General features: G+C 59.6%; 22 protein-coding genes and 1 pseudogene. 9 read left to right on the top strand and 14 right to left on the bottom strand.

The features are described from left to right. Positions 1-34 precede the first annotated feature (34 nt). A complete protein-coding gene (locus ACZ1JM_RS03050) occupies positions 35-742 on the top strand; it encodes a CoA transferase subunit A (RefSeq protein WP_465131668.1) in 708 nt (235 codons plus the stop codon). Then, positions 742-1,395 carry a 3-oxoacid CoA-transferase subunit B gene (locus tag ACZ1JM_RS03045; RefSeq protein WP_465132565.1) on the top strand — a complete coding sequence of 218 codons (654 nt, stop codon included), beginning with the start codon at positions 742-744 and terminating at the stop codon, positions 1,393-1,395. The genes ACZ1JM_RS03050 and ACZ1JM_RS03045 overlap by 1 nt, the downstream gene beginning before the upstream one ends. A gap of 25 nt (positions 1,396-1,420) precedes the next feature. Here the strand turns inward: ACZ1JM_RS03045 and ACZ1JM_RS03040 are convergent, their stop codons facing one another. The 4 genes from ACZ1JM_RS03040 to ACZ1JM_RS03025 form a co-directional block, all read right to left on the bottom strand. After that, a complete protein-coding gene (locus ACZ1JM_RS03040) occupies positions 1,421-2,218 on the bottom strand; it encodes an SDR family NAD(P)-dependent oxidoreductase (protein WP_465131667.1) in 798 nt (265 codons plus the stop codon). An 81-nt stretch (positions 2,219-2,299) separates the two neighbouring features. Then, on the bottom strand, positions 2,300-3,889 hold the full coding sequence (locus ACZ1JM_RS03035) for a GMC family oxidoreductase (protein WP_465131666.1): 1,590 nt from the start codon (positions 3,887-3,889) through the stop codon (positions 2,300-2,302). Between the two features lie 19 nt (positions 3,890-3,908). Continuing rightward, complete coding sequence (locus tag ACZ1JM_RS03030) at positions 3,909-4,829, bottom strand: alpha/beta hydrolase (RefSeq protein WP_465131665.1); 921 nt, start codon at positions 4,827-4,829, stop codon at positions 3,909-3,911. An 11-nt stretch (positions 4,830-4,840) separates the two neighbouring features. Then, entirely contained in the window at positions 4,841-6,091 is a 1,251-nt protein-coding gene (locus tag ACZ1JM_RS03025) for a cytochrome P450 (RefSeq protein WP_465131664.1), read from the bottom strand. A gap of 142 nt (positions 6,092-6,233) precedes the next feature. On the opposite strand from ACZ1JM_RS03025, the gene ACZ1JM_RS03020 reads away from it, so the two are divergent. Next, positions 6,234-7,568, top strand: a complete 1,335-nt coding sequence (locus ACZ1JM_RS03020; protein ID WP_465131663.1) for an aromatic ring-hydroxylating oxygenase subunit alpha — start codon at positions 6,234-6,236, stop codon at positions 7,566-7,568. A 65-nt stretch (positions 7,569-7,633) separates the two neighbouring features. Here the strand turns inward: ACZ1JM_RS03020 and ACZ1JM_RS03015 are convergent, their stop codons facing one another. The 7 genes from ACZ1JM_RS03015 to ACZ1JM_RS02985 form a co-directional block, all read right to left on the bottom strand. Beyond that, positions 7,634-8,656 (bottom strand): alpha-ketoacid dehydrogenase subunit beta, encoded by a 1,023-nt coding sequence (locus ACZ1JM_RS03015; protein ID WP_465131662.1) that lies wholly within the window; start codon positions 8,654-8,656, stop codon positions 7,634-7,636. Then, entirely contained in the window at positions 8,653-9,642 is a 990-nt protein-coding gene (locus tag ACZ1JM_RS03010) for a thiamine pyrophosphate-dependent dehydrogenase E1 component subunit alpha (protein ID WP_465131661.1), read from the bottom strand. The genes ACZ1JM_RS03015 and ACZ1JM_RS03010 overlap by 4 nt, the downstream gene beginning before the upstream one ends. Positions 9,643-9,732: 90 nt before the next feature. Beyond that, positions 9,733-10,068, bottom strand: a complete 336-nt coding sequence (locus tag ACZ1JM_RS03005) for a 2Fe-2S iron-sulfur cluster-binding protein (RefSeq protein ID WP_465131660.1) — start codon at positions 10,066-10,068, stop codon at positions 9,733-9,735. 12 nt (positions 10,069-10,080) lie between these two features. Continuing rightward, complete coding sequence (locus ACZ1JM_RS03000) at positions 10,081-11,289, bottom strand: cytochrome P450 (RefSeq protein ID WP_465131659.1); 1,209 nt, start codon at positions 11,287-11,289, stop codon at positions 10,081-10,083. 32 nt (positions 11,290-11,321) lie between these two features. Then, positions 11,322-12,299 (bottom strand): SDR family NAD(P)-dependent oxidoreductase, encoded by a 978-nt coding sequence (locus ACZ1JM_RS02995; protein ID WP_465131658.1) that lies wholly within the window; start codon positions 12,297-12,299, stop codon positions 11,322-11,324. 183 nt (positions 12,300-12,482) lie between these two features. After that, positions 12,483-13,694: a sulfotransferase family protein gene (locus tag ACZ1JM_RS02990; protein ID WP_465131657.1), complete on the bottom strand. Its 1,212-nt coding sequence runs from the start codon at positions 13,692-13,694 to the stop codon at positions 12,483-12,485. A 43-nt stretch (positions 13,695-13,737) separates the two neighbouring features. After that, positions 13,738-14,832, bottom strand: coding sequence for an oxidoreductase (locus ACZ1JM_RS02985; protein ID WP_465131656.1), 1,095 nt, complete (start codon positions 14,830-14,832; stop codon positions 13,738-13,740). A gap of 274 nt (positions 14,833-15,106) precedes the next feature. Between ACZ1JM_RS02985 and ACZ1JM_RS02980 the strand changes: the two genes are divergently transcribed. The 4 genes from ACZ1JM_RS02980 (at position 15,107) to ACZ1JM_RS02965 (ending at position 18,890) form a co-directional block, all read left to right on the top strand. Then, positions 15,107-16,369, top strand: coding sequence for an amidohydrolase family protein (locus ACZ1JM_RS02980; protein ID WP_465131655.1), 1,263 nt, complete (start codon positions 15,107-15,109; stop codon positions 16,367-16,369). Between the two features lie 108 nt (positions 16,370-16,477). Next, positions 16,478-17,296 (top strand): enoyl-CoA hydratase/isomerase family protein, encoded by an 819-nt coding sequence (locus tag ACZ1JM_RS02975; protein ID WP_465131654.1) that lies wholly within the window; start codon positions 16,478-16,480, stop codon positions 17,294-17,296. A 47-nt stretch (positions 17,297-17,343) separates the two neighbouring features. Continuing rightward, positions 17,344-18,039: an EthD domain-containing protein gene (locus ACZ1JM_RS02970; RefSeq protein ID WP_465131653.1), complete on the top strand. Its 696-nt coding sequence runs from the start codon at positions 17,344-17,346 to the stop codon at positions 18,037-18,039. A gap of 59 nt (positions 18,040-18,098) precedes the next feature. Then, on the top strand, positions 18,099-18,890 hold the full coding sequence (locus ACZ1JM_RS02965; RefSeq protein ID WP_465131652.1) for an SDR family NAD(P)-dependent oxidoreductase: 792 nt from the start codon (positions 18,099-18,101) through the stop codon (positions 18,888-18,890). A 70-nt stretch (positions 18,891-18,960) separates the two neighbouring features. Here the strand turns inward: ACZ1JM_RS02965 and ACZ1JM_RS02960 are convergent, their stop codons facing one another. The 3 genes and pseudogenes from ACZ1JM_RS02960 to ACZ1JM_RS02950 form a co-directional block, all read right to left on the bottom strand. Beyond that, positions 18,961-19,623 (bottom strand): MFS transporter, encoded by a 663-nt coding sequence (locus ACZ1JM_RS02960; protein WP_465132564.1) that lies wholly within the window; start codon positions 19,621-19,623, stop codon positions 18,961-18,963. Between the two features lie 45 nt (positions 19,624-19,668). Continuing rightward, positions 19,669-20,354 (bottom strand): annotated as a pseudogene (locus tag ACZ1JM_RS02955) (MFS transporter); the annotation flags it as partial. Positions 20,355-20,552: 198 nt separating this feature from the next. Continuing rightward, positions 20,553-21,302 carry an SDR family NAD(P)-dependent oxidoreductase gene (locus ACZ1JM_RS02950; RefSeq protein ID WP_465131651.1) on the bottom strand — a complete coding sequence of 250 codons (750 nt, stop codon included), beginning with the start codon at positions 21,300-21,302 and terminating at the stop codon, positions 20,553-20,555. Positions 21,303-21,746: 444 nt separating this feature from the next. Here ACZ1JM_RS02950 and ACZ1JM_RS02945 point away from each other — a divergent pair, with 444 nt between their 5' ends. Together ACZ1JM_RS02945 and ACZ1JM_RS02940 are read left to right on the top strand one after the other, a co-directional pair. Then, positions 21,747-22,922, top strand: a complete 1,176-nt coding sequence (locus tag ACZ1JM_RS02945; RefSeq protein WP_465131650.1) for a sulfotransferase family protein — start codon at positions 21,747-21,749, stop codon at positions 22,920-22,922. Then, positions 22,919-24,220, top strand: a complete 1,302-nt coding sequence (locus ACZ1JM_RS02940; RefSeq protein ID WP_465131649.1) for a hypothetical protein — start codon at positions 22,919-22,921, stop codon at positions 24,218-24,220. Before ACZ1JM_RS02945 ends, ACZ1JM_RS02940 begins: the two co-directional genes overlap by 4 nt. Positions 24,221-24,577 lie beyond the last annotated feature (357 nt).

The raw sequence follows: 24,577 nt of genomic DNA, 5'->3' as shown, positions 1-24,577 counted from the left end.
CTCAGCGCTTCGCGTGAGCCGGATGGGAGGAAGAATGGTGCAAAAGATGTTCCCCGATGCCGCGAGCGCGCTTGAGGGGCTACTGACCGACGGCATGACCATTGCCGCGGGTGGTTTCGGCCTGTGCGGCATCCCCGAGACGCTGATCGAGGCCTTGGTTGCTAGCGGTATCAAAGATGTGACGGCGGTTTCCAACAATGCCGGTGTCGATGATTTCGGTCTCGGCAGGCTATTGCGCATGCGTCAGATCCGCAAGATGATCAGTTCCTACGTCGGCGAGAACAAGGAATTCGAACGCCAATATCTGGCCGGCGAACTCGAAATCGAATTTTGCCCGCAGGGGACGCTCGCCGAGCGGATGCGCGCCGGCGGCGCCGGAATCCCAGGCTTCTATACCCGAACGGGGGTCGGTACGCTGATCGCTGAAGGAAAAGAAACGAAGATCTTCGACGACGAGGTCTATGTTCTCGAGCGGGGGATCGTCGCCAACCTTGCGATCGTCAAAGCATGGAAGGGCGACCCCTATGGCAATCTTGTCTACCGAAAGTCCGCCCGCAACTTCAATCCCATGGCGGCAACCTGCGGGCGCGTGACCGTTGCGGAAATAGAAGAACTGGTCGAGCCCGGCAGCCTGGAGCCCGACAGCATCCACACGCCCGGCGTATTCGTGCAGCGGCTCATCCTTGCTACGTCGAACGAGAAACGTATCGAGCAACGCACCTTGCGGAAGGAGGCAGCATGATGCCTTGGACCCGTGATGAGATGGCCGCCCGGGCGGCTAAGGAACTCCAAGACGGATTCTACGTCAACCTGGGAATCGGTATCCCCACGCTTGTCGCGAACCACATCGACCCCTGCATCGACGTCACGCTTCAGTCGGAGAACGGCATTCTGGGTCTTGGTCCATTTCCGACCGAGGCTCAGGTGGATGCCGACATCATCAACGCCGGCAAACAGACGATCACCGAGCTGGACCGGACGAGCTATGTGTCGTCAGCCGACAGCTTCGGCATGATCCGTGGCGGGCATATTCATCTGTCGGTGCTTGGCGCGATGGAGGTGTCCGAACAGGGCGATCTCGCGAACTGGATGGTGCCGGGCAAACTCGTTAAGGGACCCGGCGGAGCGATGGATCTGGTGGCCGGCGTTCGGCGCATCATCGTGTTGATGGATCATGTGGACAAGAACGGTAAGCCAAAGTTCCGTAAGTCCTGCACTCTTCCGCTTACTGGCAGGAATGTCGTCGATATGATCATCACCAATCTGGCGGTGTTTCGGCGCGCCGATCGCCAGAGCGCATTCGAGCTTATCGCGCTGGCGCCTGGCGTAACGGCACAAGCAATACGCGAGTGCACCGAAGCCGATTATCAAGACATGTCGGGACCGACATACTGACGATCGGCTGCGGTGCGGAAGGCGATCAGCCGAGCTTTCGCAATGCCGGTATGACGGGGATTACCGCCGCCATACCGCCATCGACCTCGATCACCGTTCCGTTGATGTACCGCGACTCGTCCGATGAGAGAAACAGGATCGCCGCAGCTTGATCGCGCGGCTCGCCGATGACGGGCGACATGGTGAAATCTTCGTAGATTGCCAAAGCCGCCGCGTCAAAATGCCCCCTGACGCTTGGGCTGAGCGTCAGACCAGGGGCTACGGCATTGCACCGGATGCCCCGCTGCCCCCACTCTGCGGCAATGGATCGGACCAGCGCGTTGACGCCCGCTTTCGTGACGTCATAGGCGGGATGGATGCCGCTTCCGAAGCGATGCGCCATCGACGAAACCATCACAATCGAACCGCCGCCCTGCTCAAGCATATGAGGTATGGTGCAGCGGCTGGCCAGCATCGCACCGGTCAGGTTGACGCGGATGCTTTCATCCCAGACGGCGAGGTCCGTCTCGACGATATTTTTGTCGCACGCGACAAGGTGAACGGCCGCAGCATTGTTGACCAGAATATCAACGCGGCCATGCTTTTCGATCACCGAAGCGATAAGCGCCTCGATTTCATCCTGAGACCCCATATCGGCGACGGCCGACCCGGCGTGGCCACCGTTAGCGCGGATGGCCTGTGCCGTTTTTTCCGCCCCCTTGGCATTGCGATCAGCGACGATGACGTTCGCGCCCTCGGCGGCAAGGGCGTAAGCCGCGGCCTCGCCGATGCCTTGGGCTCCGCCAGTTACCAGGGCGACCTTGTCCTTCACGCGTCCTGTCATGATATCCTGCTCCTTCGCTCATGTTTTTTGTTTTTTAACTAGAGGTTCTATGGGGTGGCAGCCTCCCTGAAGCGTCTCCGATCAGTTGCGATCCGCGAGGATCAACTTCGATGCTCTCCAGCTAGACGCCATGATCGGTCCGTTGGTGTTCGCCGACACCATGGTGGGGAACATGGATCCATCGACCACGCGCAAACGCTCAACGCCGCGCACACGTGCTCGCTCGTCAAGCGGCGCATCGTTGCCGCCCATGGCGATGGTACCACAGGCATGATACCCTGCGTTGCCGCGCGCCTTGAAGGCCTGGATGATCTCCTCGTCACTCTGGACCGCAGCACCCGGTGAGATTTCCTCCGAAATCACCTCGGCCAGTGCCCGCTGTCGCGTAAGTTCGCGCATCATGCGGAACATGCGAACGGTGACTTCGCAATCATACGGATCGCTGAGGTAGTTCGGTCTGATCGTGGCGGGCACCTGAGGGTCCGCCGATTTTATCCGGATGGAGCCCTGGCTTCGCGAACGCAGCGGATAGCCGAACATGTGGAAACTGTGATCACGCAGGACCACCGGCTCGCCCTTTCTGTTGAAGCCGTATCCCCAGGGTGCCATCAGCAGTTCCACGTCGGGACGACTGATACCTGCATCGGTCTTGAGAAATGCACCCACGTCATAGGAGCCGGCGGCCAACATGCCCTTGCCCCGCAGGAAGTAGCGGAGCGCGTTTTTGACGAGGCCGAGCCCCTGCAATTCGCGATTGCCGCTGATCGGTCGATTCAGGCGATAGTGCATCATCAGCAAGCGATGCTCGAGCAGATTCTCGCCGACGCGAGGGCTATTGTGCACCACCGGTATGCCTAGCCCCTTGAGCAGATCCGCATTGCCCACCCCCGATCGTTGCAGGATCGGAGGACTGGCCAAACCGCCAGCGCACAGGATGATCTCACCGGCGGTACGGAAGTCGACATCCTGCCCGTTCTCGGTGGCTTTGAGGCCAACGGCACGTTGCCCCTCGAACAGTATCTTTTCCACCCATACGCCCGAGCGAACCGTCAGGTTCCGGCGGCCCAGCGCCGGCTTGAGAAAAGCCTTCGCCGCGCTTTGACGCCGTCCGCGATAGATGGTCCGGGTCGCGTAGGCAATGCCCTCTTGATCGGGATGGTTGAGGTCCGGGACGCGCGGAACGCCCATGGCGCCCGCCGCCTCGATCACTCTATCGCCGAGTTCGCTGTGGTCGGGCGATACGCTTACCCGGAGTGGACCGGTGGTGCCCCGCCCGCCACCTTCACCCAACTCGTGATTTTCGATCGCAGCGAAGGCATCGCTCATCTGGTCCCAGCCCCAGCCGCGCGCGCCAAGACCCACCCACTCGTTATAATCTTCCGGATGGCCGCGGAAATACATCATCCCGTTGACGGAAGATGAGCCTCCCAACAGCTTGCCGCGGATCCAGGTCTCGGATGGAATGCCGTCGGCCTCCTCAGTCGGCAGGTACCATACGTTCCTGGGGTTCGCGATCAGCTTGCCGAAGCCCTTGGGCATATGCACGAACATGTGTTCGTCCGTGCCGCCCGCTTCCAGCAGAAGCACGGTGCTGCGTCCGTCTGCGGACAGTCGATCGGCCATGACGCAACCCGCCGATCCCGCGCCGACGATGATATAGTCAAATTCCATGCTAACTCCGCCCGCGGCCCTATTTGAGATAGGCGTCAAAGAAGGTGATGGCCGCGCCGATGGACTTTTCGCGTCCGTCAGGCTTGTAGCAATCGAGCTGGTCTATCGGGATCGAGAAGATCTCCTTCGGCTCCCCGGCCCCAGCATAGGCCGTCTGGATCGACTGATTGGGATGATACACGTCATGCCCCGTCAGTTGGACGATGCAATAAGGCCGCGGAGCGATCTTCGCCGCGGTATGAACGGCGCTGAATTCCATCACCCGCTCAAAACTTTCGATTGTCATTACCGGCGCGGTGTGCATGAGCATGTCACCGGTTTTCGCGTACCAACCCATGACATCCTCGATCATCGCGGGATCGGCCGGCATCGGGACAAACCCGTCTTCGCGCTGCTCCGCCGCGGCGAACATGGGCTCTCCACCGTCCCGCTTGCGCGTGCGACGGGCCTCGAGCAGATATTTCCGCACTGCCAGATAATCGGCTTCGCGATTGAGTGAGCGTATCCAATGGTCGCCGTCAAGGATCGGCGCCTGCGCGACACAGGCCTTTACGCGCAAGTCATAGGCCGCGACATGCGTGACGATACCACCGCCAAAGCTGGTGCCCCAGATGCCGATGCGGTTCGGATCGACACCTGGCTGGGTCTCAAGCCAGTCGATAGCCGATTTGAAATCCTCCGTTTCCTGAAAGGGCCACAAGCGCCCGCGAGGTTCGCCTCCACTGCCGCCAAAATGCCGATAGTCGATCGTAAGTACGACATAGCCCGCACGCGCGAAAAGTAGCGATTCCTCGACCAAGCTCGAGCGCGACACGGTAAAACCATGTCCCAAGACAAGGGCAGGGTAGGAGCCGGTGGCATCGAAGTCCGCTGGCAGTACCAGATCGCCTTCGCAGGTCACACCCTCGGACTGGAACTGGATAATACTTGTGCTGGTCATGAAGCTTTCCCTCAATCGAACCGAACGTAGAGTTTCTGTGGCCCGCGCAAGCTGAAACCAGTCACTTCCGGAGCCGGAGACCTATCATCCGCACGAAGCTTGGGCAGCCGGTCGAGCAAGGCATTCAGAGCATTCGCCATTTCCAGGCGTGCAAGATGCTGGCCGATGCAGATATGCGGACCATAGCCGAAAGCCGCATGCGCGCGAGAGGCCCGGCTGATGTCAAACTCGTCGGGTCGATCGAAAGCACCCTCATCGCGATTGGCCGCCGCGAGCATTACCGACATATGATCGCCTGGTCGAATGACCACACCAGCCATCTCCAACTCATGGTGCGGCGTGCGCGCGATCATCGGCACGGGGCAGTTCCAGCGCAGGCCTTCCTCGATCGCCGCCGCGACAAGACGTCTATCCTGCTTCACCCGCTCGAACTGATCGGGATGATTGAGCAGGGCGCACAGCACGGTCGAAAACCCGTTGTAGCTCGTGTCACCCCCAGCGTTCATCAGCTGGCGAAAAAAGCTGATCACCACATCGTCGGGCAGTCGCTCTCCATCGATCTCCGCGGTGGAGATGATCGACATGAAGTCGTGCTCGCGTGGATTGGCACGCCGATCAAGGATGACCGCGGTCAGATATTCTTTCAGCTTGGCGATCGCGTCCATGCCATGCTCATGGTCGAAGGAAATGGCGATCTGACCGAAGGCAAGCCTCTGGAATGTCTCCCGATCATCCATCGGCAGGGCCATCAATTCGTGAATGAAGTGAAAAGGGAAGTAGAGCGTGAATTCCCCGACCAGTTCGGCATGTCCCCGCTCTTCAAAATTGTCGATCAGCTGATTGATCAGGCGGGGGATGATCTCCTGGCCCCACTTCTTTACTCCGCTGGGAGAGAAGGCGGTCTGAAAGAGGCGGCGGAAGCGACTGTGTTCCGGATTGTCCATCGTCGTGACAGAGCGTCCGAAGGCTACACCGAGATTGCTGCTATAGATGGTGTTGGAAAAGTTCGCGGTTTCCTGAAGGGCGCGGGTCACTTCCTTGTGCCCCAAAATGCTGACCTTGCGCGCATGCCGCAGAGTGAGGTCGCCTGGGAGCCCGAAATATTCCCGGACATCTCCGTCATAGACGGGGTTGCTCTGCCGAAGCGCCTTGAGTTGAGGGTAGAAGTCGCGCACACTGCCTTCGCCACCAAGATCCTTCATCGCCGTAAAAGGATTGTAGTGGACGTCGTCATAGTCGCGGATTTGGGGGATTGCGTTCATCTCTCCGGCTCCTCTGTGAGCGTAAATCACTTGCCCGCTTTGTGCTTCGCACAGCGAAACTGGCTTGTATCCCGCAATTAGCCTCTTCAAAATTTCTCCGCAACCACTATGATAGTGGATACTTAATAAGAGAGGATTTTGTGTGGCCACTCAGCTAAAGCCGACTCCGGGCGCGCCGCGCGTGTCGCGCGAGAACTACCTGTCCCGCGACTTCCTCCAGGGTGAAAAAGATCATCTTTGGCCCAAGGTTTGGCAGGTTGCCGGTAGGGTTGAGGAGGTTCCCAATGTTGGCGATTACCTTACCTACGATATCGCCGACGACTCGATTACCGTGGTTCGCACTTCGCCGGAACAGATCAAGGCCTACTTCAACTCATGCCCCCATCGCGGGCGGACGCTCACAGAAGGTTGTGGCCGAGCCAACCAGTTCCGGTGCAAGTATCATGGGTGGACCTTCAACCTCGAGGGGAAGAACGTGTTGGTTCAAGACCGGCACGACTGGGATGAGACACCGCTGCAGGATGACGAGCTCGGCTTGCTGCCAGTACATGTGGACGTATGGGGCGGGTTCATTTGGATCAACATGAGTAAGGATCCCGAGACGCTTGCCGAGTATCTCGAAACCGTACCGCAGTTTCTCGATCCGTTCGAATACGAGAACATGCGTTTCCGCTGGTACCTGGAGCTTAAGCTGCCGTGTAACTGGAAGGTCGCGCTCGAGGCGTTCATGGAGGGCTATCATGTCGCCGCCACCCATCCACAGCTGCTGCCGGTTCAGGGCGATGATTACACACAAAGCTACGCGCATGGGAAGCACGGTCATTTCGGCTATTTCAAGGCTGTTGCGCCGATGGGTGGCCCGTCTCCGCGCCTCAACGAAGAAGTGCCAGCCGATCTTCGTCCTGGCGTAATTGAATTCTTCCGCCAGATGGAAGAGGACTTTGGCGCGATCATGACGGATCGCGATTATGAAGCGTCAAAGAAGATCATTGAAACGGTCGGTGAGGCGGCAACGCCTTACGAAGCGTTCCTGGCGGCGGTCGAGCATGGCCGCGCTGCAGCGGAAGCGGAAGGGGCGGGCTACCCTGCCAACCTGACGTTCGAGAAGATGGCGGCTGCCGGCGCGGACTGGCACATCTTTCCCAACTGCGTCACCTTGCCGTATTTCGATGGTGCCGTTTGGTACCGTGCTCGGCCTAATGGAGACGATCCGGAAAGCTGCATCTTCAACATTTGGTCGCTGAAGCGTTTCGGACCGGGCAAAGAGCCTCCGCTGGAGCGGCAGTATATCGATGATATCGAAGGCAAGGATTTCAAGCTGATCGTCAATCAGGATATCCAGAACATGAAGGCGGTTCAAAAGGGGATGAAGACTCGCGGCTTCCGCGAGGCGCGCCCCAATCCGGTGCAGGAAGTCGAAATCCTGAATTTTCATCAAACACTTGAGCGTTACGTGCTTGGCCAGTCTCGTCCTTAAACTACTCGAACGCGCACAAAAAAGGGGCGACGCCGGCAGGCGCCGCCCCTTTTCTTTTGTCCCGATTACTTCGCGAGCGCGATGACGGCCGCGGCGATACGCTTGGCGTCAGGCGCGTAGGCGGTCTCGAGCGGTTTGGAAAAAGGCACCGGCGAGTAAGGCGCGCCCAGGCGGACAACCGGCTTCTTGAGCTTACCGAACAGGTCGTGGCTTATCGTCGCCGCGATCTCTGCGCCCACACCGAACTGGGTGACGGCCTCATGCGCGACCACGCATCGCCCGGTTTTCGTCACGGACTTGAGGACGGCTTCCCTGTCCCATGGTGAGATGGTGCGCAAATCGATGAGTTCGGCGGACACACCGGCTGCTTCGATCTCCGCGACGGCCGCCATCGCTTCGTTCATGATGCGGGAGTAACTCACGACGGTAACGTCGCTGCCCTCCTTGGCAATTCGCGCCTTGCCGAGTGGGACGACGTGACCAGGCTCGGGCGGAGTTCCGGGCAGCCAGTAATTGGGCAAGTTCTCGATATAAAGAACCGGGTCGGGATCGTTGATGGCCGCGCGCATCAAACCATAGGCATCCATGGGATTGGAAGGCGCGACCACCTTCATGCCGGCCGTATGCGCGAACCAAGCCTCGAGATAATCACAATGCTGTCCACCCGATCCAAAACCCGTACCGGTCATGGTGCGGATAACGATGGGAACATGGGTCTGCCCACCGGACATGTAGCGCAGTTTTGCCGCGTGATTGACGATCATGTCCATGGCGACAGTCGTGAAGTTCATCAGCATGATCTCGGCCACCGGCTTGTAGCCGAGCAGAGAGGAGCCGATGGCCGCACCGATGATGGCTTGCTCTGAGATGGGCGTGGAACGCACGCGGTGATCGCCAAACCTGGTCGATAGCCCGCGGGTCACTCCGACGACGCCGCCTTCCTCCGGATCGGCAACATCCTCGCCCAGAACGAGAACCTTGTCATCAACCTCCATGGCGTCGGCCAGCGCGCTATTGATTGCCTGGAGGATGGTGAAGGGCTTCACCTTGGTCTCGGCAGGCTTTTCTGTGATTGCGGTGTCGCTCATGCGGCCAGTCCTTCGGCATAGACGTCGGTGGTGAGTTCTCGTTCCGGATCGGGGAAGGGCGATGCCAGCGCGAATTGGATCGCCGCCTCGATCTTCGCATCGATTTCGGCTTCCATCGACGCCAAGTCAGTCTCGGTGGCGATGCCTTCCGCGATCAGCCGAGCCCGGAAGTGGGGCACGGGATCAGCTTCGATCGCCGCCTTCTTCTGGGCCTTGTCCATGTAAGCATCCGCATCGCCGAGCACATGGCCATGGAAGCGGAATGTCATCGCTTCGATCAAGGTTGGTCCTCCGCCTCCCCGCGCCCGCTCCACCGCTTCGCGCATCGTGGCGTACATCTCGATGGGGTCGTTGCCGTCGATACGAACGCCCGGCATCGAATAACTACCCGCGCGATCGGCGACGCGTTTCGCAGATGTTGCCTTTTCATAGGCCGTATGTTCGCCATAATGGTTATTCTGACAAAGGAAAATCACGGGCAGCTTCCAGACGGACGCCAGGTTCAGCGATTCATGGAAGGCGCCGATATTCGAAGCGCCATCACCGAATGTCGCCACGGCGACGCGGCCCTCGCCGGCAAGTTGCGCTCCCCAGGCGATGCCGGTCGCGATCGGCATCGATGAACCGACGATACCCGTCGTCACCATGATGCCCTTCTTGGGATAAGTCAGGTGCATTGGCCCGCCCTTGCCCTTGCAAGTGCCATCCATGCGGCCGGCGATTTCGGCCCAAAGATCGTTCAGCGGCATGCCCTTGGCCAGCATGTCGTGGATGCCTCGGTAGATGGTCACCAAGTAGTCGTCGTCGGTAAGTGCGGTCATCGCAGCCGCCGGAATGACTTCCTGCCCGCGATAGCTATAATAGGGCATGACGAGGCGACCGGTCATGATGACCTTGCGACTACGCTCGTCGTTAGCCTTCAACAATGCAACACGCCGGTATATTTCTAGCTGTGTGGCGGCATCTGGATCGTAATCGCTCGTCATGGAGGCTCCATGGATGCAGACCGGACGAAACACCCGGCCTTAAGGGTAATCATCGCAAATCCTGGTTGCCGCGAAACCGCGGTGCAACCCTCAGAGCTGCGAGGCGGGTACTTTGACCGTCATGCCGTCGAGCGCCCTGCTGAGCTTTACTTGGCATGTCAGTCTATTCGTCGGTCGGAAGTCGATCGCGCACTCTAGCATGTCGTTTTCTTCTTCACTTGCCGGATTGGCCAGATCGAAGAAACCTTCCTCAAGGTAGGCATGGCAAGTGGCACAACTGCATACGCCTCCGCAATCAGCGATGATGCCGGATACCCCATTGTCGAGCGCGACGCGCATGAGCGTCTCGCCTTCAGCAGCTTCGATTTCATATTTCGTGCCATCATGTTCGACGAATGTCACTTTGACCACAATATCACCTTGCAATAAGGGCGACGCCTAATTGACGGGCCAAATAATAGGAAGCGTCAGAATACCGGCAACGCTGCCGCTCTGATAACGCACTTTCTTGGTCGGATCGATTTCGAAATCGGGAATGCGCTTCAGCCACTCTTCCAGGAAGATCCTGATTTCGGCACGGGCCAGATTAGCCCCAGGACAGCGATGGATACCTTTGCCGAATGCCATATGATCGCGAGGCGCGCGCTGGAGATCCACTTCCATGGCATTATCCCATCGGCGCTCATCTAGGCCATGAACCATGGTGGGCAGCATGACACGCTCGCCCCGCTTCATCTGCACGCCATGGAATTCCACATCCCGCGTCAAAGACCGCGCGAGGCTGGGAATCGAGTAGCGCCGCAACAGCTCTTCCACGAGACCAGGATTGGTCGTGATGTGTTCCGCGACGTATTTGCGATCAACCGGATGTTCGGCAAGGTGCTTGCAGATCATTGCCATCGTGCCGCCGACCGTGTCGAGGCCCCCGAACATGAGCTGGGTTATATAGCCGACCTGTTCATCATGGGTTAGCGGCCGCCCACCCGCATCCATGGTCACCACGATGCTGATGAGGTCGCTGGCCGGATCAGCGACACGCTTCTTCACCCAACCATCGACGTAGGCGATCATTTCTTTGGTTGCCGCGAACCGGCGCTGCACGTCGGGGTTCTTGATGGAGTCGTGCGCAAGGCTGATGAGGTGACCGCGATCGCTGGATGGCAGATCGACGATCCGCAGGAACACCTCCATCGGCATGATCAGCGAGAATTCGTTGACGAAGTCGCATTCGCCTCGTGCGACCAAACCATCAATGAGATCGATCGTCAGCGATCGGGCCGTGGTCGCCAGTTGAGAGATCGCCTTGGGAGAGAGGGCGATGTTGAGGGGGCGGCGTAACGCACGGTGAAACGGATCGTCGGAGTCGATGGGAAGAAAAGGCGGCAAATCCTTCGGCGAGGGCGGAATGCCCACCCCGCCCATGCCGGACGAGAAAAGCTCGGCGTCAGGCCACACTTCCTCCAGCAGTTCTGCTCGGTTCAGCACCCAATATCCGCCGAACAAAGGCGTGTAGAAAATGGGCGGTTCGGTTTCGATGACCCGGCGCCACGCACGGTGCACGTCGACGCTGGATCCTTCAAAATCGAAGAGATTGAAGTTACGCACCAAGTCAGCCGGAACGTGATCGGGGACCGTTAAATTATCCATTTCCGCTCCCCTTGGCTCTTGGTGGCAATCTGTCAGATCACGCCTTGGCGGCGGGCAGCTGCTGCCACCGCGTTGAATTCCTCGTAGACGGTCATCGGCTCGTGATGATGCGTAAGATCCGCGATCTGGTCATAATGCTCCGCGATGTCTTCGGGCAGGGCAGGCGTTGTGCCTGCAGGCGTAACCCAGCCATCCGATGCACAGATATGGACCTTGGCATAACGACCGCTGTTGGCGCTGAAGATGCCATGGGTTGAGCGGCACTGCTCACTCGCCAGATAAAGGACAAGCGGGGTGTTGAATGAGACCGTGCTTCGACCTTCGCTGATGGAGAAGTCGGCATTCTCCAGCGATTTGACGAACTCAGGTATTTCCTTGAAGCCCTCCGTCATCTCGTCGCCAAGACGAGACGCGGCCGTCGGCATGAGCAAGTTGGACTTTATGCCATACGCCGAGCCCTCGATAGCCACGACGTTGCTGAGACCCATCAGTCCGCCCTTCGCCGCCGCATAGTTCGCCTGCCACGCATGACCGTACATTGCCGATGCTGAGCCGGTGAACACGATACGGCCATAGCCGTTCTGCCGCATGGCGCGATAAGCGGGCTGCACGACATAGAACGCGCCCTTCAGATGCACATCGAGCACCACGTTCAGCTGTTCGTCGGAAATGTCCTCGAACCGGTTGTTGCGCAATATGCCCGCGTTAGCGATGCAAATGTCGACCCTGCCGAAATTGTCGAGGGCCGTTTGCACGATCGCGGCTCCACCTGCACGAGTTGAAACGCTGTCATAATTAGCGACCGCTTTCCCGCCTTCGTCGAGAATCTGTGTCACCACTTCGTCAGCCGGTCGACGCGAGGCTCCCACGCCGCCACCCGAGCCGCCAAGGTCGTTGACCACGACCTGCGCTCCGCGTCGTGCCAGTTCCAGTGCGTAGTCCTTGCCTAAGCCGCCGCCCGCGCCCGTGATGATCGCTACGCGGTTGTCAAAACGGATCGTTTCAGACATCTTTATCCTCTTTTGATCGGCCGTTTTATTCACGGCCTGTATATGCTCTTAGTAGACCGATTTGCGGTCATCGGTAAAGTGCCCACTTACATCTGGTCTGCCGACCCCGACTGCTGCGATATTTTTGGCCTAGACGGGTGGGTATGATCTGTGGCGTTGCGGTTTTGGGTTGGGCGAGGGGGGTCAGGCGCTGCCTTCCAGTTCGACGCCGAACTCCTTGATGTAGTCGGCGAAAGCTTCATGCACTTCGGCTTGGCTCAGGCCGTAGTCGCTCAGCAGATAGCGATGTTTGCCATGCTTGCCCTTGCGATTTTGTGAGACCCAGTCGTCGAGGCGCTGCTCTGTCGCCTGGGTGAACGGCAGGCCGGCATGATCGTAGACCCGCCGTACGCAGCCCAGGGGGTCGCGCTCCAGATCCAGATAATGGATATCCAGGAACCGGCCGTTGGAAGCGGCCGTGCCCCGTCGCATCTTGAGGGCGTGCGAGACGCCCGTGGCGTACATATGCATGAAGGCGCGTGCGTCCTCCTCGCCGATGGAGGTGACGCCGTCGCAATAAAGCGAGCGGTACGCCGTTAGCACGCTGAAGACGGACGCCATCACCTTGGACGGATCGCGATGGTGCTGCACGAGCAGGGCATCGGGATACTCCTCTAGAAGCGTATCCACATGCAGGCTGTGTTCTGGCGCCTTGAGCATCCAGCGCCGCCCTTCCACACCCACCTGCAGCGCCTGTAGGACAATCCTGTGCCACTTGTACGCCTCGCGGAAGTTTCCGGCGACGACCTCTCGGACATAGCTTGGCACGTTGACGAAACCCATGAACCCGGTCGAGACGAAGCTATATTCGAAGGCGAGAAAATCCTCTTCGGGAAGTTCCGGCGCCATGAAATGCATCGCCGCGACTTCGGGGCGGGTCCAGCCTTGGAATTCCAGGTTCTGTTGCATGCTCCGGATCGAAGCCGAGTGATCGATCGCGGGATCGTTCGGCGGCGGGGACGGCAGGTTCAGTTGCCAGTACGCTGGCGAGACATTGCCAGGATCGATGCTGAGAAGCGTGTGAAGGAACGTGGTGCCCGCACGCGGAAAGCCGAACAGAAAGACGGGTTTTTCGATCTTCTGGGCCACGATCTCGGGACGTCGCTTGCGGTCCTCGACCATTTTAAGGCGCTGTTCGAGGCGGAGCATGAGCCAGGATGCGAACCGCTCGCGTCCCAACGCGCTCAGGTCGGCTTCGCGCTCGACCGAGTCGACGAGAACCGCGAAGGGGTGGCGGAATTCGTCGCCGGCCCAGTCATGTAACCCTGTGGATCGCTCCGCATGCGCGATCATTGCCTCGGCCGACAAAGGTCGAATTCCGGTCCTCACATCATGTCCGGTGCTCATATCATGCATTGCCTGCTCCTCCCGAAGTCGTTTTTTTTTGGATGGACTGCGCTCAGAACAATTCGGCGAGGCAGGCCGGGTCATAAGGTTTGAGTTCATCGAGCGCGCCGCGCCGGACAAGCTCGGGCCAGTCGGGGTTGGCGATGATGGCGCGGCCGACGCCCACCACGTCGAAATCCCCGCGATTGAACATCTCCATCAGGCGAGCCAGATTGTCGCCGGTCACTCCAGCAACGTCCTTGACCCGTGCTCCGCGCGATTGCAGCGGCAGGTCCAGCGACACCGAGCCGACCGTCATGGCCGGCTTGCCCGTCAACGCCTTGGCCCAGCCGGCCAGGTTGAGCGGGCTTCCCTCGAACTCCGCGTGCCAGAACCGGCGGGTCGATGCGTCGAACATGTCGACGCCCGCATCGGCGAGCGGCTGCAGGTAACCCGCGAGCTCATCGGGGGTCGTCGCGAGCCGCGCCTCGTAATCGGGTCCTTTCCACTGCGAAAAGCGGAACATGATGACGAACCCCGCGGAGACGCGGCGGCGCATCTCCGCGACGATTTCGGTGCCCAGTCGCGTCCGGTTGAGAACGGAGCCACCATAACCGTCGTCGCGCAGATTGGTTCTGTCCCAGAAGAACTGATCGATCAGATAGCCGTGCGCGCCGTGGATGTTGACCCCGTCGAAACCGGCGCGCTCGGCAAGCTCGGCGGCCCGTCCGAACGCCTCGATCACCTCGTCGAAATCCGCCGGCTCCATCGCGCGTCCCGGCAATTCCTGCTCGGGCAGATAACCGGACGGCCCGATGGACGCCTCGAGAGGATTGTCGGTGGCGGATGCCTTGCGGCCAAGACCGGTATGCCACACCTGCAGGAGGATCGCGGACCCGGCGGCATGGACGGCCGTGGTCACCTCCCGCCACGCCGCGACCGCGGCGTCGCCCTGCATGATCGGACTTTGACTAACCTGCTGAGCAAGGGCATGCGGCGGCGCCACGCCTTCCGTGATGATGAGCCCCGCGCCACCTTCCGCGCGTCGGCGATAATAGTCGACCACCCCTTCGATCGGCAGTCCATCCCGGGTGAAATTGCGGGTCATCGGCGACATGGCGATGCGGTTCTTGAGGCGAAGCTTGCCTAGATCGAGCGGCGAAAACAAGGGACCAACGTCCAGAGGGGCACTTTTGCTTGTCATCGATCCTCCCATGTATGCGCTCATCTTACCCACAAATGCGGCTGGCGTTGTCATGTTGCCTCCCGCTGGGCGATAGCGCACTCCCCGACATCGTCGACCGACTCAGGGCAACTCAACATGGCATAGTGCATCGAGTTGGATATTCGAACGACTTTTCTGAACGCCGTTCCATTTTTCTTGAAAGCCGTGGGTGGTCGAGGCATAAGGGTGGTCACGAACCTACGAGGAAAGCACAAAAATGGCGTCGTCAGCATCTCACAAGGGTAACCTCAAGTCGGTCGTCACCTATGATGGTCCGATCTTTGACGGAGACACTCATATTCATGAGGTCAACTTTGACTTCATGGAACAGTACATGCCTGAGGAGTACAAGAAGGACTGGCTGCTCGCCATGCGGCAGGGCCCCGAGGGCTTTGCAATGTATATCGGCGACCATGTCGTGCCCACCACCGTTGGGGAAACCCGCGAAGATGGACTTATGCCCCCTCCGGGTAAGCTCAAGGAATGGCTTGGCGCGATCGCTACGGGCGAGGAAATCGACTCTCGCATTTTGCCGACGCGCGATATGTACTTGCGTGAAGAGCGCGTCGCGAAGCTTGACGAATTTGGCGTGGAGAGCTCGATCCTCTTTATCGGTCACATCGTTACCGCGCTCGGCAAGCTTGGCATGATGATCGATGACGAAGGCATGGACCCCAAAGGGGCTAGCGCGGTTCTGCATGCGTACAACCGCTATCTGCTCGAGGAATGGAGCTTCAACCACAAGGACCGCATCTATTCGACGCCGATCCTGGCGTTGTGGGATCCGGAATGGGCGCTCCAAGAAGCCAAGTGGCTCGTGGAGAACAATGTGCGCGTCGTCGTGATGCCCATGGGACCGGCACATGGAAAGGCTGCGGCCGATCCGCAGTTCGATCCGATCTGGCAGGTTCTGAACGACGCCCATGTCGTCGTGACCTTCCACGTGTCCGAGGCGAACTTCATGCACCCGCTGGTTCGCTCGCATGGCGAAGAACCGATGGCGCCACGCCGGATGGGCCTTACCGCCTGGCAGTGGATGTTCACCTATTCGGAAATCCCGGTGATGATGACGATGGCGTCCTTCGTTTATCTGAACTTCTTCGAGCGCTTTCCGAACATCAAGATGGCAAGCGTGGAGAATGGCGCCGAGTGGTTGCCGCGGTTCCTCTACAAGATGGACAAAATGCGCGGCATGGCCCGCTCAGGCTACTGGCCGCAGGGCCAGCTCAAGGAGCGCCCGAGCGCGATCTTCAAGCGCCATTGCTTCGTCGTCGCTTATCCCGAAGACGATGTGAAGCGCATCGTCGACGAGATCGGCACGGCCGATTGCCTGATGATGGGTTCGGACTATCCCCATGCGGAAGGCATTCCCACGCCGCGTGAGTTCGCCGCCGAAGCCCTTGGTGGATTGAGCGATGCGGACGTCCGGAAGATCATGTACGAAAATGGTCGTCGGATGCTGCCCCCTTCGTTGGTTTGATCCAACACTTGATCGGCGTCGCTATCCGCGACGCCGGTCCTCTCTTTACCGCGCTTTGCGTTAGACCAGCTAACGGGTGAGCCGTTCCCTAATCTATGGACAGTTCCGATGTGTGACGGTAAAGCCACGCCCTCCCTGCTGCTCGAACGTCAGGACGACGGCATTGCCCTGGTACGGTTTAACCGTCCGGGCACGATGAACGCCATGGACCCCGCGATGGTCGAGCGCTTTCACGCGCTGCTGTCGGAAATAGACCGCGACGAAACGATCCGGGTCGTGGTGCTCACAGGCACCGAGCGTGTTTTTTGCGCCGGGCTCGATTTGAAGTCCCTCGACATGACTCTCGGCGGCGCTCACTTCGGTGCTGTCGCATGGATGAAGCTGAAGGAAGCGTATGCCGGTATGTCGTTGCGGCTGCACGGCTTACGACAACCCGTCGTCGCGGCGATCTGCGGTCCAGCCATTGGCGTGGGATGCGCTTTGGCGCTTGCCTGTGATGTCCGTGTTGCCGGGCAATCGGCCGATCTGAGAGTCGGCGCTGTGAAGATTGGGCTTTCCGCTGGCGAAAGTGGCATCAGCTATCATCTCCCGCGGCTGATCGGGGCTGCCCGCGCATTCGAGATCATGCTGACTGGCAGGCGTGTCGATGCGCAGGAGGCATTGGCGATCGGCCTGGTCTCGCGGGTCGTCGAAGACGAAGCGGCAGTGGGCGCCGCACTGGCGGTGGCGCGCGAGATTGCTTCGAACAGCCCCAATTCTATCAAGCATAGCAAGCAGGTGATGTGGGCCAATCTGGATGCCCAAAGCTTGGCCGCCGCCGTGGAACTGGAAAATCATGTCCAGGTGATCGGCCTGCTGACTGACGACTTCCGCGAGGCGATCGACGCCTTCACACAGAAACGCGCTCCCCGCTTTAGCGGCGCTTAAACATCATCGTGGCGCTTGCGCAGAGAGGCCGGAATGGGAGAGATTATATGAGCCAGAACGTGGTGAAGGTGATCTATCTCGCCCGGCGAAATCCTTCGTTGAGCGTCACCATGTTTCCGGACCGCTGGAGGCAGCATGCGATCCTGGGTGGCTCGATACCGTCGCTGCGTGGCAGTTTCGTACAGGTTGCGCAGTGTCTCAGTCTCTACGACCGCGCGGTCGTCCCGCGCGCGTCACTCGACTACGACGGTGTCAACTTGTTGACGCTGAAGAGCCGTGACGTCGCCGTGGCGATGCACCAGGACGATCTGGTCCTCGATATCATGCTTCCCGACGAACTGCTGACCTTCTCGTCCTACGTCCGTCATTTCTCGCTGCAATGTGTGGAGCATGTCGTCCAGGATGGTGCGATGCAGCCTTATTGCCTTCTCAATTTCCTGAAGCGGGGCCGACATCTTTCGACCGAAGGCTTCGTGGATGCGACAGTTGCGGCGGTGGCCGGAACGATCCCCAACGCTGGACGAACCATCGTCAACCGGGTCGAGGATCGGCCGCCAGGCTATAACTTCGATGTGATCACCGAAAGCTGGTTCGCAAGTGCAGAAGAAGCCGCTTCGGCAACGCGAACAGCCTCGTACAAAGCCTATCTGCGGCAGCGCGAAAGCCTATGCGACGAGAGTCGCAGCGTCGTCATGATGACGCGGATCACGCATAGCTGGCCCACGATCAACACGGCGACCTAGTCGCCAGGAATACGCGGGCCCTAACATCGACAACAACATGTAATCTAGGAGAGAATGACATGAAACGCTTTGAAGACATGGTCGCGATCATCGTGGGCGCGGCGGACAACATGGGCCGGTCGGCTGCTCGCATCCTTGCCGAAGGTGGTGCGAAGGTCGTGGTCACGTACTACAGCAATGCCGCCGGCGTGGCGGATACCGTTCGCATCGTCGAGGAAGCCGGGAGCGAGGTCCTTGCGGTCAAGCTGGACCATGCCGATGAAGGCCAGGTCATTGCCATGGTCGATCAGGTCATCCAGCGCTTCGGCAAGATCAATATCGTCATCAACAACGCGGCGATGATCGCGGCTGACTTCATCGCCAAGGATCGCGATGTCGTCAACATGGACGCGGATTACTGGGATCAAAACCTCAAGTTCAATCTCAAGGGGCCGATGCTTGTCTGCAAACATGTCATCCCGCACATGATCGAAGCGGGCTATGGCTCGATCGTCAATACCGGGTCGGGAGTCGTGTTTCGTGGCGACAGCGTGCGCAACGCTTATTCCGCCGCCAAGATCGGTCTCCACAGCCTGACCATGGACATCGCCGCGTCATATGGAAAGCACAACGTCCGCTGCAATCTCGTTTCGCCGGGGCTCATCATGACGAAAGCCGTGCGGGAGGGCTGTTCAGATGACCTCATAGAGAAGCTGGGTGCGGAAAATCTTGTTCCGTTCATTGGCGAACCCGATGATATTGCCAACGTCACCTGCTTTCTCGCATCGCGGGAAGCGCGTTACGTCACGGGACAGATCCTCGCGGTGGACGGCGGACTGCACGTGCACCAGTGCGTGATGGGTCAGCAATAACCAAAGTGAAGCGGGGGCGCCGCGTTGCCCCCGCCGTTTTGATGTCCCGGCGCCACAAAGGTCTTTAGGATCACGGACCGATTGTGGTGGTAAATCCCGGATCGTGGGACAGCGACTGCCATCGAACCGATCCCAGTGGCCGTTCGAGCAAACGCCGTACGGGAGGCTCTTTGCCAGAAGCGGTTTCCTGTAGCGCCGAAGCGAACGCGCGATATTCGCCCTCTGTCATGCGATTACGCTGGCGCAGATAGTCGTGCCAAGTTGGGCAGTTGAACCGTTCGATCCACACGGCTTCGCTGGCAATGTCGCGTAGCAGCGTCCAATTGTACGCGCCATTTCGTTGGCGGACGCTGCCTACGTCCAGCATGGCGTTGTAAAAGGCGCGAGCATGGTCGGGCGTGACTGTATATTCGACTTCGATAACGATGGGACCGCTCTTTCCGCTGACGGCCAGCGCTGCTTCAGGTTCGGGAAGGGGCTCTCGTCCGCTTTTGTCGACACCGTCGACGCGCATACGCCAGCGGAGGGCCAGCAGTACGCATCCGGCAAAAGCAACGCCGGATATATCGAGGGAACCTGCGGTACCCCCATGCTGTCCCACGGTTCCCCAGATCCAGCTGCCCGTCGCGATTCCGCCAGCCATTGCGGCCATGTACGCGGCAAGGGCACGTCCCGTGACCCATCGCGGTGCCATGGTTTGTATCGCGACGTTGAACGTGGTCAGTATCTGCATCCAGGCGATGCCGATGCCGAACGCCCCCAGAAGGATGCCGTAGGTCGCGGCGCCATCTCCCAGCATGTCGCGCGCGACCAAGGGCATCAACGAGGAAATCGCTCCTCCCGCAATGCCGATGCAGCCGGCGCGAATTATGACCACACGCATAGGTGCCGAGTGAACGATGTACCTGATGCCCGATACGATTGCCCAGCTGATCCGCTCTGGCGGCAGACGGGAAGGCTCGGGAATCCGGCGCCACAGGTACATCGCGAGTAATATGGGCAGGTAGCAGACGGAATTGGCAGCAAAGGCTCCAGTAGCGCCTGCCGCAGCAACGATGAATCCACCGATCGCGGGTCCAAAGCTACGCGCTATGTTATAGCTGATCGAATTGAGCGCGACCGCCGCGGGCACCTGTTCGCTGCCGACGCCTGCCAGGCGGGCCCGAACATGGCGTTTGCTGTTCCCACGCAGAACGAAATCACCAGCAACAGCGTTGGCGTCAGCCATCCCAATGCCGCGACGGTTGCCAGGAGGGATGCGCTGATACAAGCGCATCCTACCATCGCCAGGGCTACCTTGCGCCGGTCGTAGCTGTCCGCGATAGCGCCTGCCGCCATGGAGAAAAGCAGATATGGTAACATCAGCGCCGTTCGAACGAGCGCGACGTCCTGAGGCCGACCGCTCATTTCCGTCATCGCCCACCCCGCTCCCACGCCATTGATAAGCAGGCCAAAGTTCGACAACAGACTTGCCGACCAGATCCGGCGGAAGGTGGCGTGGCGCAAGGGTGCGGCGATAGATGCGGTCAAGATCTTAGGTTCCGGTCCGGTCGCAAAGAGACTCTACGCGCCGATATCCAAACCTCGACTGCCAGGCGAGCGCCAACGGGCTAGAGTGCAACGTAAATTCAACGATTACGATGAAACGCTCGTAGATGGACACTAGGGCCGGTAGATCACGACCAGTTCCCCCTGCAACCAGATGGATTTGTCTTCTTTAGGTGGGATCATCGACCAGATACCTGTGCCGGCCTCTTCCGGGCTCATAATGCCCTGACGGCTCTCTACCTGCCGGGCGATCTGGGGGCCCAGCGGATAGGAATGCGCATCGGCCTTCCGCGCCTTTTCCACTGACGGTGTGTCGATGAAGCCGGGCCGGATTGCCATGATCCAGGTATCGCGATGGCGACGCTTCAATTCGGTCCGGACCGTGCGAACCCACATTTCAACCGCGGCCTTTGCTGCACAGTAGGATGCGTTTCCTTCGAACGGTACGCGAGCGCCGGCTGACGTGATCATGGCAAGGCCGCTTTCATATCCAGGCCCCACCGCACGCAGGAACATATCGCCTAATATCTGCGGAGCGACGCCATTCGCGATCGCTTCGTCCATATAGATATCCGTATCCATATCCGGCTCGCCAACGAACGCGAATTGGGCCTGGTAAAAGGCGTTGTGGATGAAGATCGCGCGCTTGCCACGAAAATCCTTCAGCTCGCGTTGGAAGCTTTCGCCTGCTGCCGTCCAGCTTGCCGGGCGGGTCAAGTCGATCTTTACCGTCTCGTAATCAGGATGCTCCCGACGCGAAATGTTGATGATCCTCGCGTTGGGATAGGGCGCGGTCTTTGCGATCCCCAGCCCGAGGCCTTGGGTCGCCCCACTGATCCAGATGATTGTGTCAGCGTCGGTCATCTTCTCTCCAGTTTTAATTTATCGATCCGAGACAATGGCGTCGATGCATCGTGCCACGACCGGCTCCTGCGACTCTAAGCATAACAGCGCCGGCAAGTACGCACGTCGGCCCCAGCTCGCGGCTACTCGGATACAGCACACTTCGAACAAATCGAATTGCTAGTCAATTCGTCGATCTGCCAACCCAGCTTCACGCACGCCTCACAATTACGCATTACGCCAAGCAGTCCCACGGTGATGCGGCCGTACCAATTCCAGCATCGATTTCGGCGAACGAGTTCGTGGACGACATAAAGATGCCTTGAGGCAAGAGCGCCTCATCTTGCGGGCAAAGGGAGCAAACGTCCGCATGATCATTGCGTCTCCAGCACCCGTTTCGCTATCGAGGTGGCGTTGACAAAAGACACTATCTGCCCAACGGCTGACGTGAAGAGGAGCGCAAAAATGGCGGATGGGTTCGACAGAGGCCAGTTGATGACGGCTGCGGAGCAAGCGACCGGCCTTGACGATTGGGGCGATGACGATTTCCGCAGACCGCTTCAAACCTTGCTCTCCTCGCTGAACGAAGAGGCTCAGCTAAGCGAAATCGGCCGAGCCCGCGCGCGTCAATGGCTGATGACTCGTTTGACGCAGCGGCTTCGCGTGCTTGGCGATCGAGTTCGGATGCCGGCCGTCACTCAGGAAGCCATCGACCGGCCGATCTTCATTCTGGGGCTGCCCCGCGCAGGCACGACGTTCCTGCATTCGCTGATGGGGCAGGACCCCGAGGTACTCGCCCCGCTGCATTGGCAACTCGTCAATCCGTCGCCTCCGCCCAATGATCCGGAGATCGACCACGACGCTGCGATCCGCTGGACGCAGCAGATGCTGGAGTTTCAGGGGTGGCTCGACCCCGAACTGCAGAAGATGCACTTTTCGGACGCATGCCTGCCCGAGGAAGACTTCCTCGCCTTCGAACTCTCCTTCGTATCGATGAGCTTCTATGCCTTCTTCGAGGTGCCAGGCTACGCATCGACCGTCTTCAAAACCGATGATTTCGGCTCGGCTTATCGCTGGCACAAGCGCGTGCTTCAGGCGTTGCAATTCAAGAGCGGCCACAAACGTGTCGTGCTCAAGGCGCCCGAACACACGATGCATCTCGACATGCTGTTCCAGACCTACCCGGACGCCGTGATCGTTCACAATCATCGCGATCCGGCAAAGGTCATGGGCTCGACCATGAGCCTGCTGTCCGCCGTGCGCGCGCGCTATACTGACCGAGAGCAGGCGGCGACCGCCGATGTGGCTAGCAGGTACGTCCGTTCCTACGCGCGGTCCTTCCGCCGCTGCATGGAACTGCGGGACGACTCGCGCTACGCCGATCGGTTCATCGACGTGCATTACCGCGATCTGGAGGCCGATCCCGTCGCGCAAGTCGCACGGGTGTATGCCCATGCCGGCATGGATTTCACGCCTGACGTCGAACGCAGGGTAGCCGCCTGGGCGACGGACAACCGCAAGGGCGCACATGGGAAGCACCGCTATCCCGTCGAGGGTTTCGGCCTTACGCCGGCACAGGTGCACGACACCTTCGCGGAATATATCCGGCGGTTCAACGTGCAACTGGAGACATCGGCATGAGCGAGACGCTGCTTGATGGCTATGTGCCCAGCGCAAAGGAAGCGCGCGCGATCCGGTTGTTTTATTCGGCTGCCGCGCGTAGCGCTGAAGACAGGATTTCCGAACTATTCACGGTCGATGTCAATCACGCGCGAGACCGCCAAGCGAGCCTGGTCGCACAGGCCGCAGCGGAGTTCCTTTATGCCGCCCTTGAATCCGTAGTCCAGGATACGCCCGGAGACCCGGCTATTTTCCGTTCGTTGTGTCATGAACGGCGCTTTGCGGGAGGCGTCACCCTGCCGGGCAGCCGATATGGCATCGATAATCCCGACAACATATATCGTCTTGCCGCGATCGATCCGGCCCTGCGTTACCGATTGACGGGACAGCGGTCGGCCCATCCATCCGCCGACGTCGGATTGACCGTCATGGCGGGGTTTTCGGGAGATGGCAGACTGGCCGACAGCGCCGGGTTCCTCAGCTTGGCCGATCTTGAGGTAGATGAAGGGGGGCGCTTCGAATTGCTGCTGGACAGCGACCCGAGCGATGGACGGGAAGGGCATCTCTCGATCGCGGGAGGACGCGTTCTTCTGTTTCGCGACACGCAGGGAGATTGGACCCGCGAAGAACGCTATGCGCTTCAGCTGCGCTGCCTGACTAAGAATGCGCCATCCAACAGCCGAACCGACGCCGACATCCTCACCGAGGCCGAGCGGCTGGCGATGGCGATGGCTCGCGAATTTCTCGACACGCTCCAGCATCGCTACGTCGAGCACCACCCGGCCAACGTCATCAAGGCGCCGCGCGCCTCTGGTGATCATGGTGGCTTGGTCAGCCAGCACGGCTCTCTCGGCTGGTTCGATCTGCAGGACGACGAGGCCCTGATTGTCGACGTAGATACCATGCGAGCGCGTTATTTCGGCTTCCAGCTCGCCGACATGTGGACGGTCGCTTATGACTATACACGGCGTATGGCCTCGATGAACGGGACGGAAGCAGTGGCCGATGCCGACGGACGGCTGCGTTTCATTGTCTCTTCGCAGGATCCCGGCGTGCATAACTGGTTGGACAGCGGCGGGCACCAGGTTGGATCGATCACACTGCGCTGGCACCATGCCGACCCAGCGGCAGGACCGCGCAAAGAGACGGTCTTAAGCCGTGTCGTCAAGCTTCCCGATCTGCGCGAGGCGCTGCCGCCAAGCACTCGCTTTGTCACTCCGCAAGAGCGTGTTGCCCAGCAGGCACGCCGGGCCACCGGATGGCGCTGCCGGATGGCAGCCGATATCCACGAGAGTAAAGGTCTTCTGCCAGAACGTTAATGCAGGCGGGCAGTCGAAATCAGAAAAACTGCAATCTGTTTGATATCCAGATTTAAGCGAAGGTGACGGCTGACCGTAAGGTGTTCCTGACCAAGCCACAGATCGCCATCGAAGCAATCAACAGAGTTGAGGCTGCCATCTGCAGTTTTGGTATTGCCCTGGCGTATGCCAGATGCAGCATGGGTGTAATCTTACGCCAAGCACACAGAGAGCCCGGTTTGTCGCGGGCATTGGGCATACTGGGCCCTCAAACGATACATCTCGCTGATGTCGATGATTGCCTACTTCTTCCTCTAGTCCCGCAGCCACGACCCACCAGGCCGGCAATCCGACGACCGAAGCTTGAGCTCTTCGCGC

It is taken from the genome of Novosphingobium sp. BL-S-24, from assembly GCF_055521575.1.
Note: the sequence above shows the minus strand (reverse complement) of the source record. Positions and strands in the feature narration are given on the sequence as shown.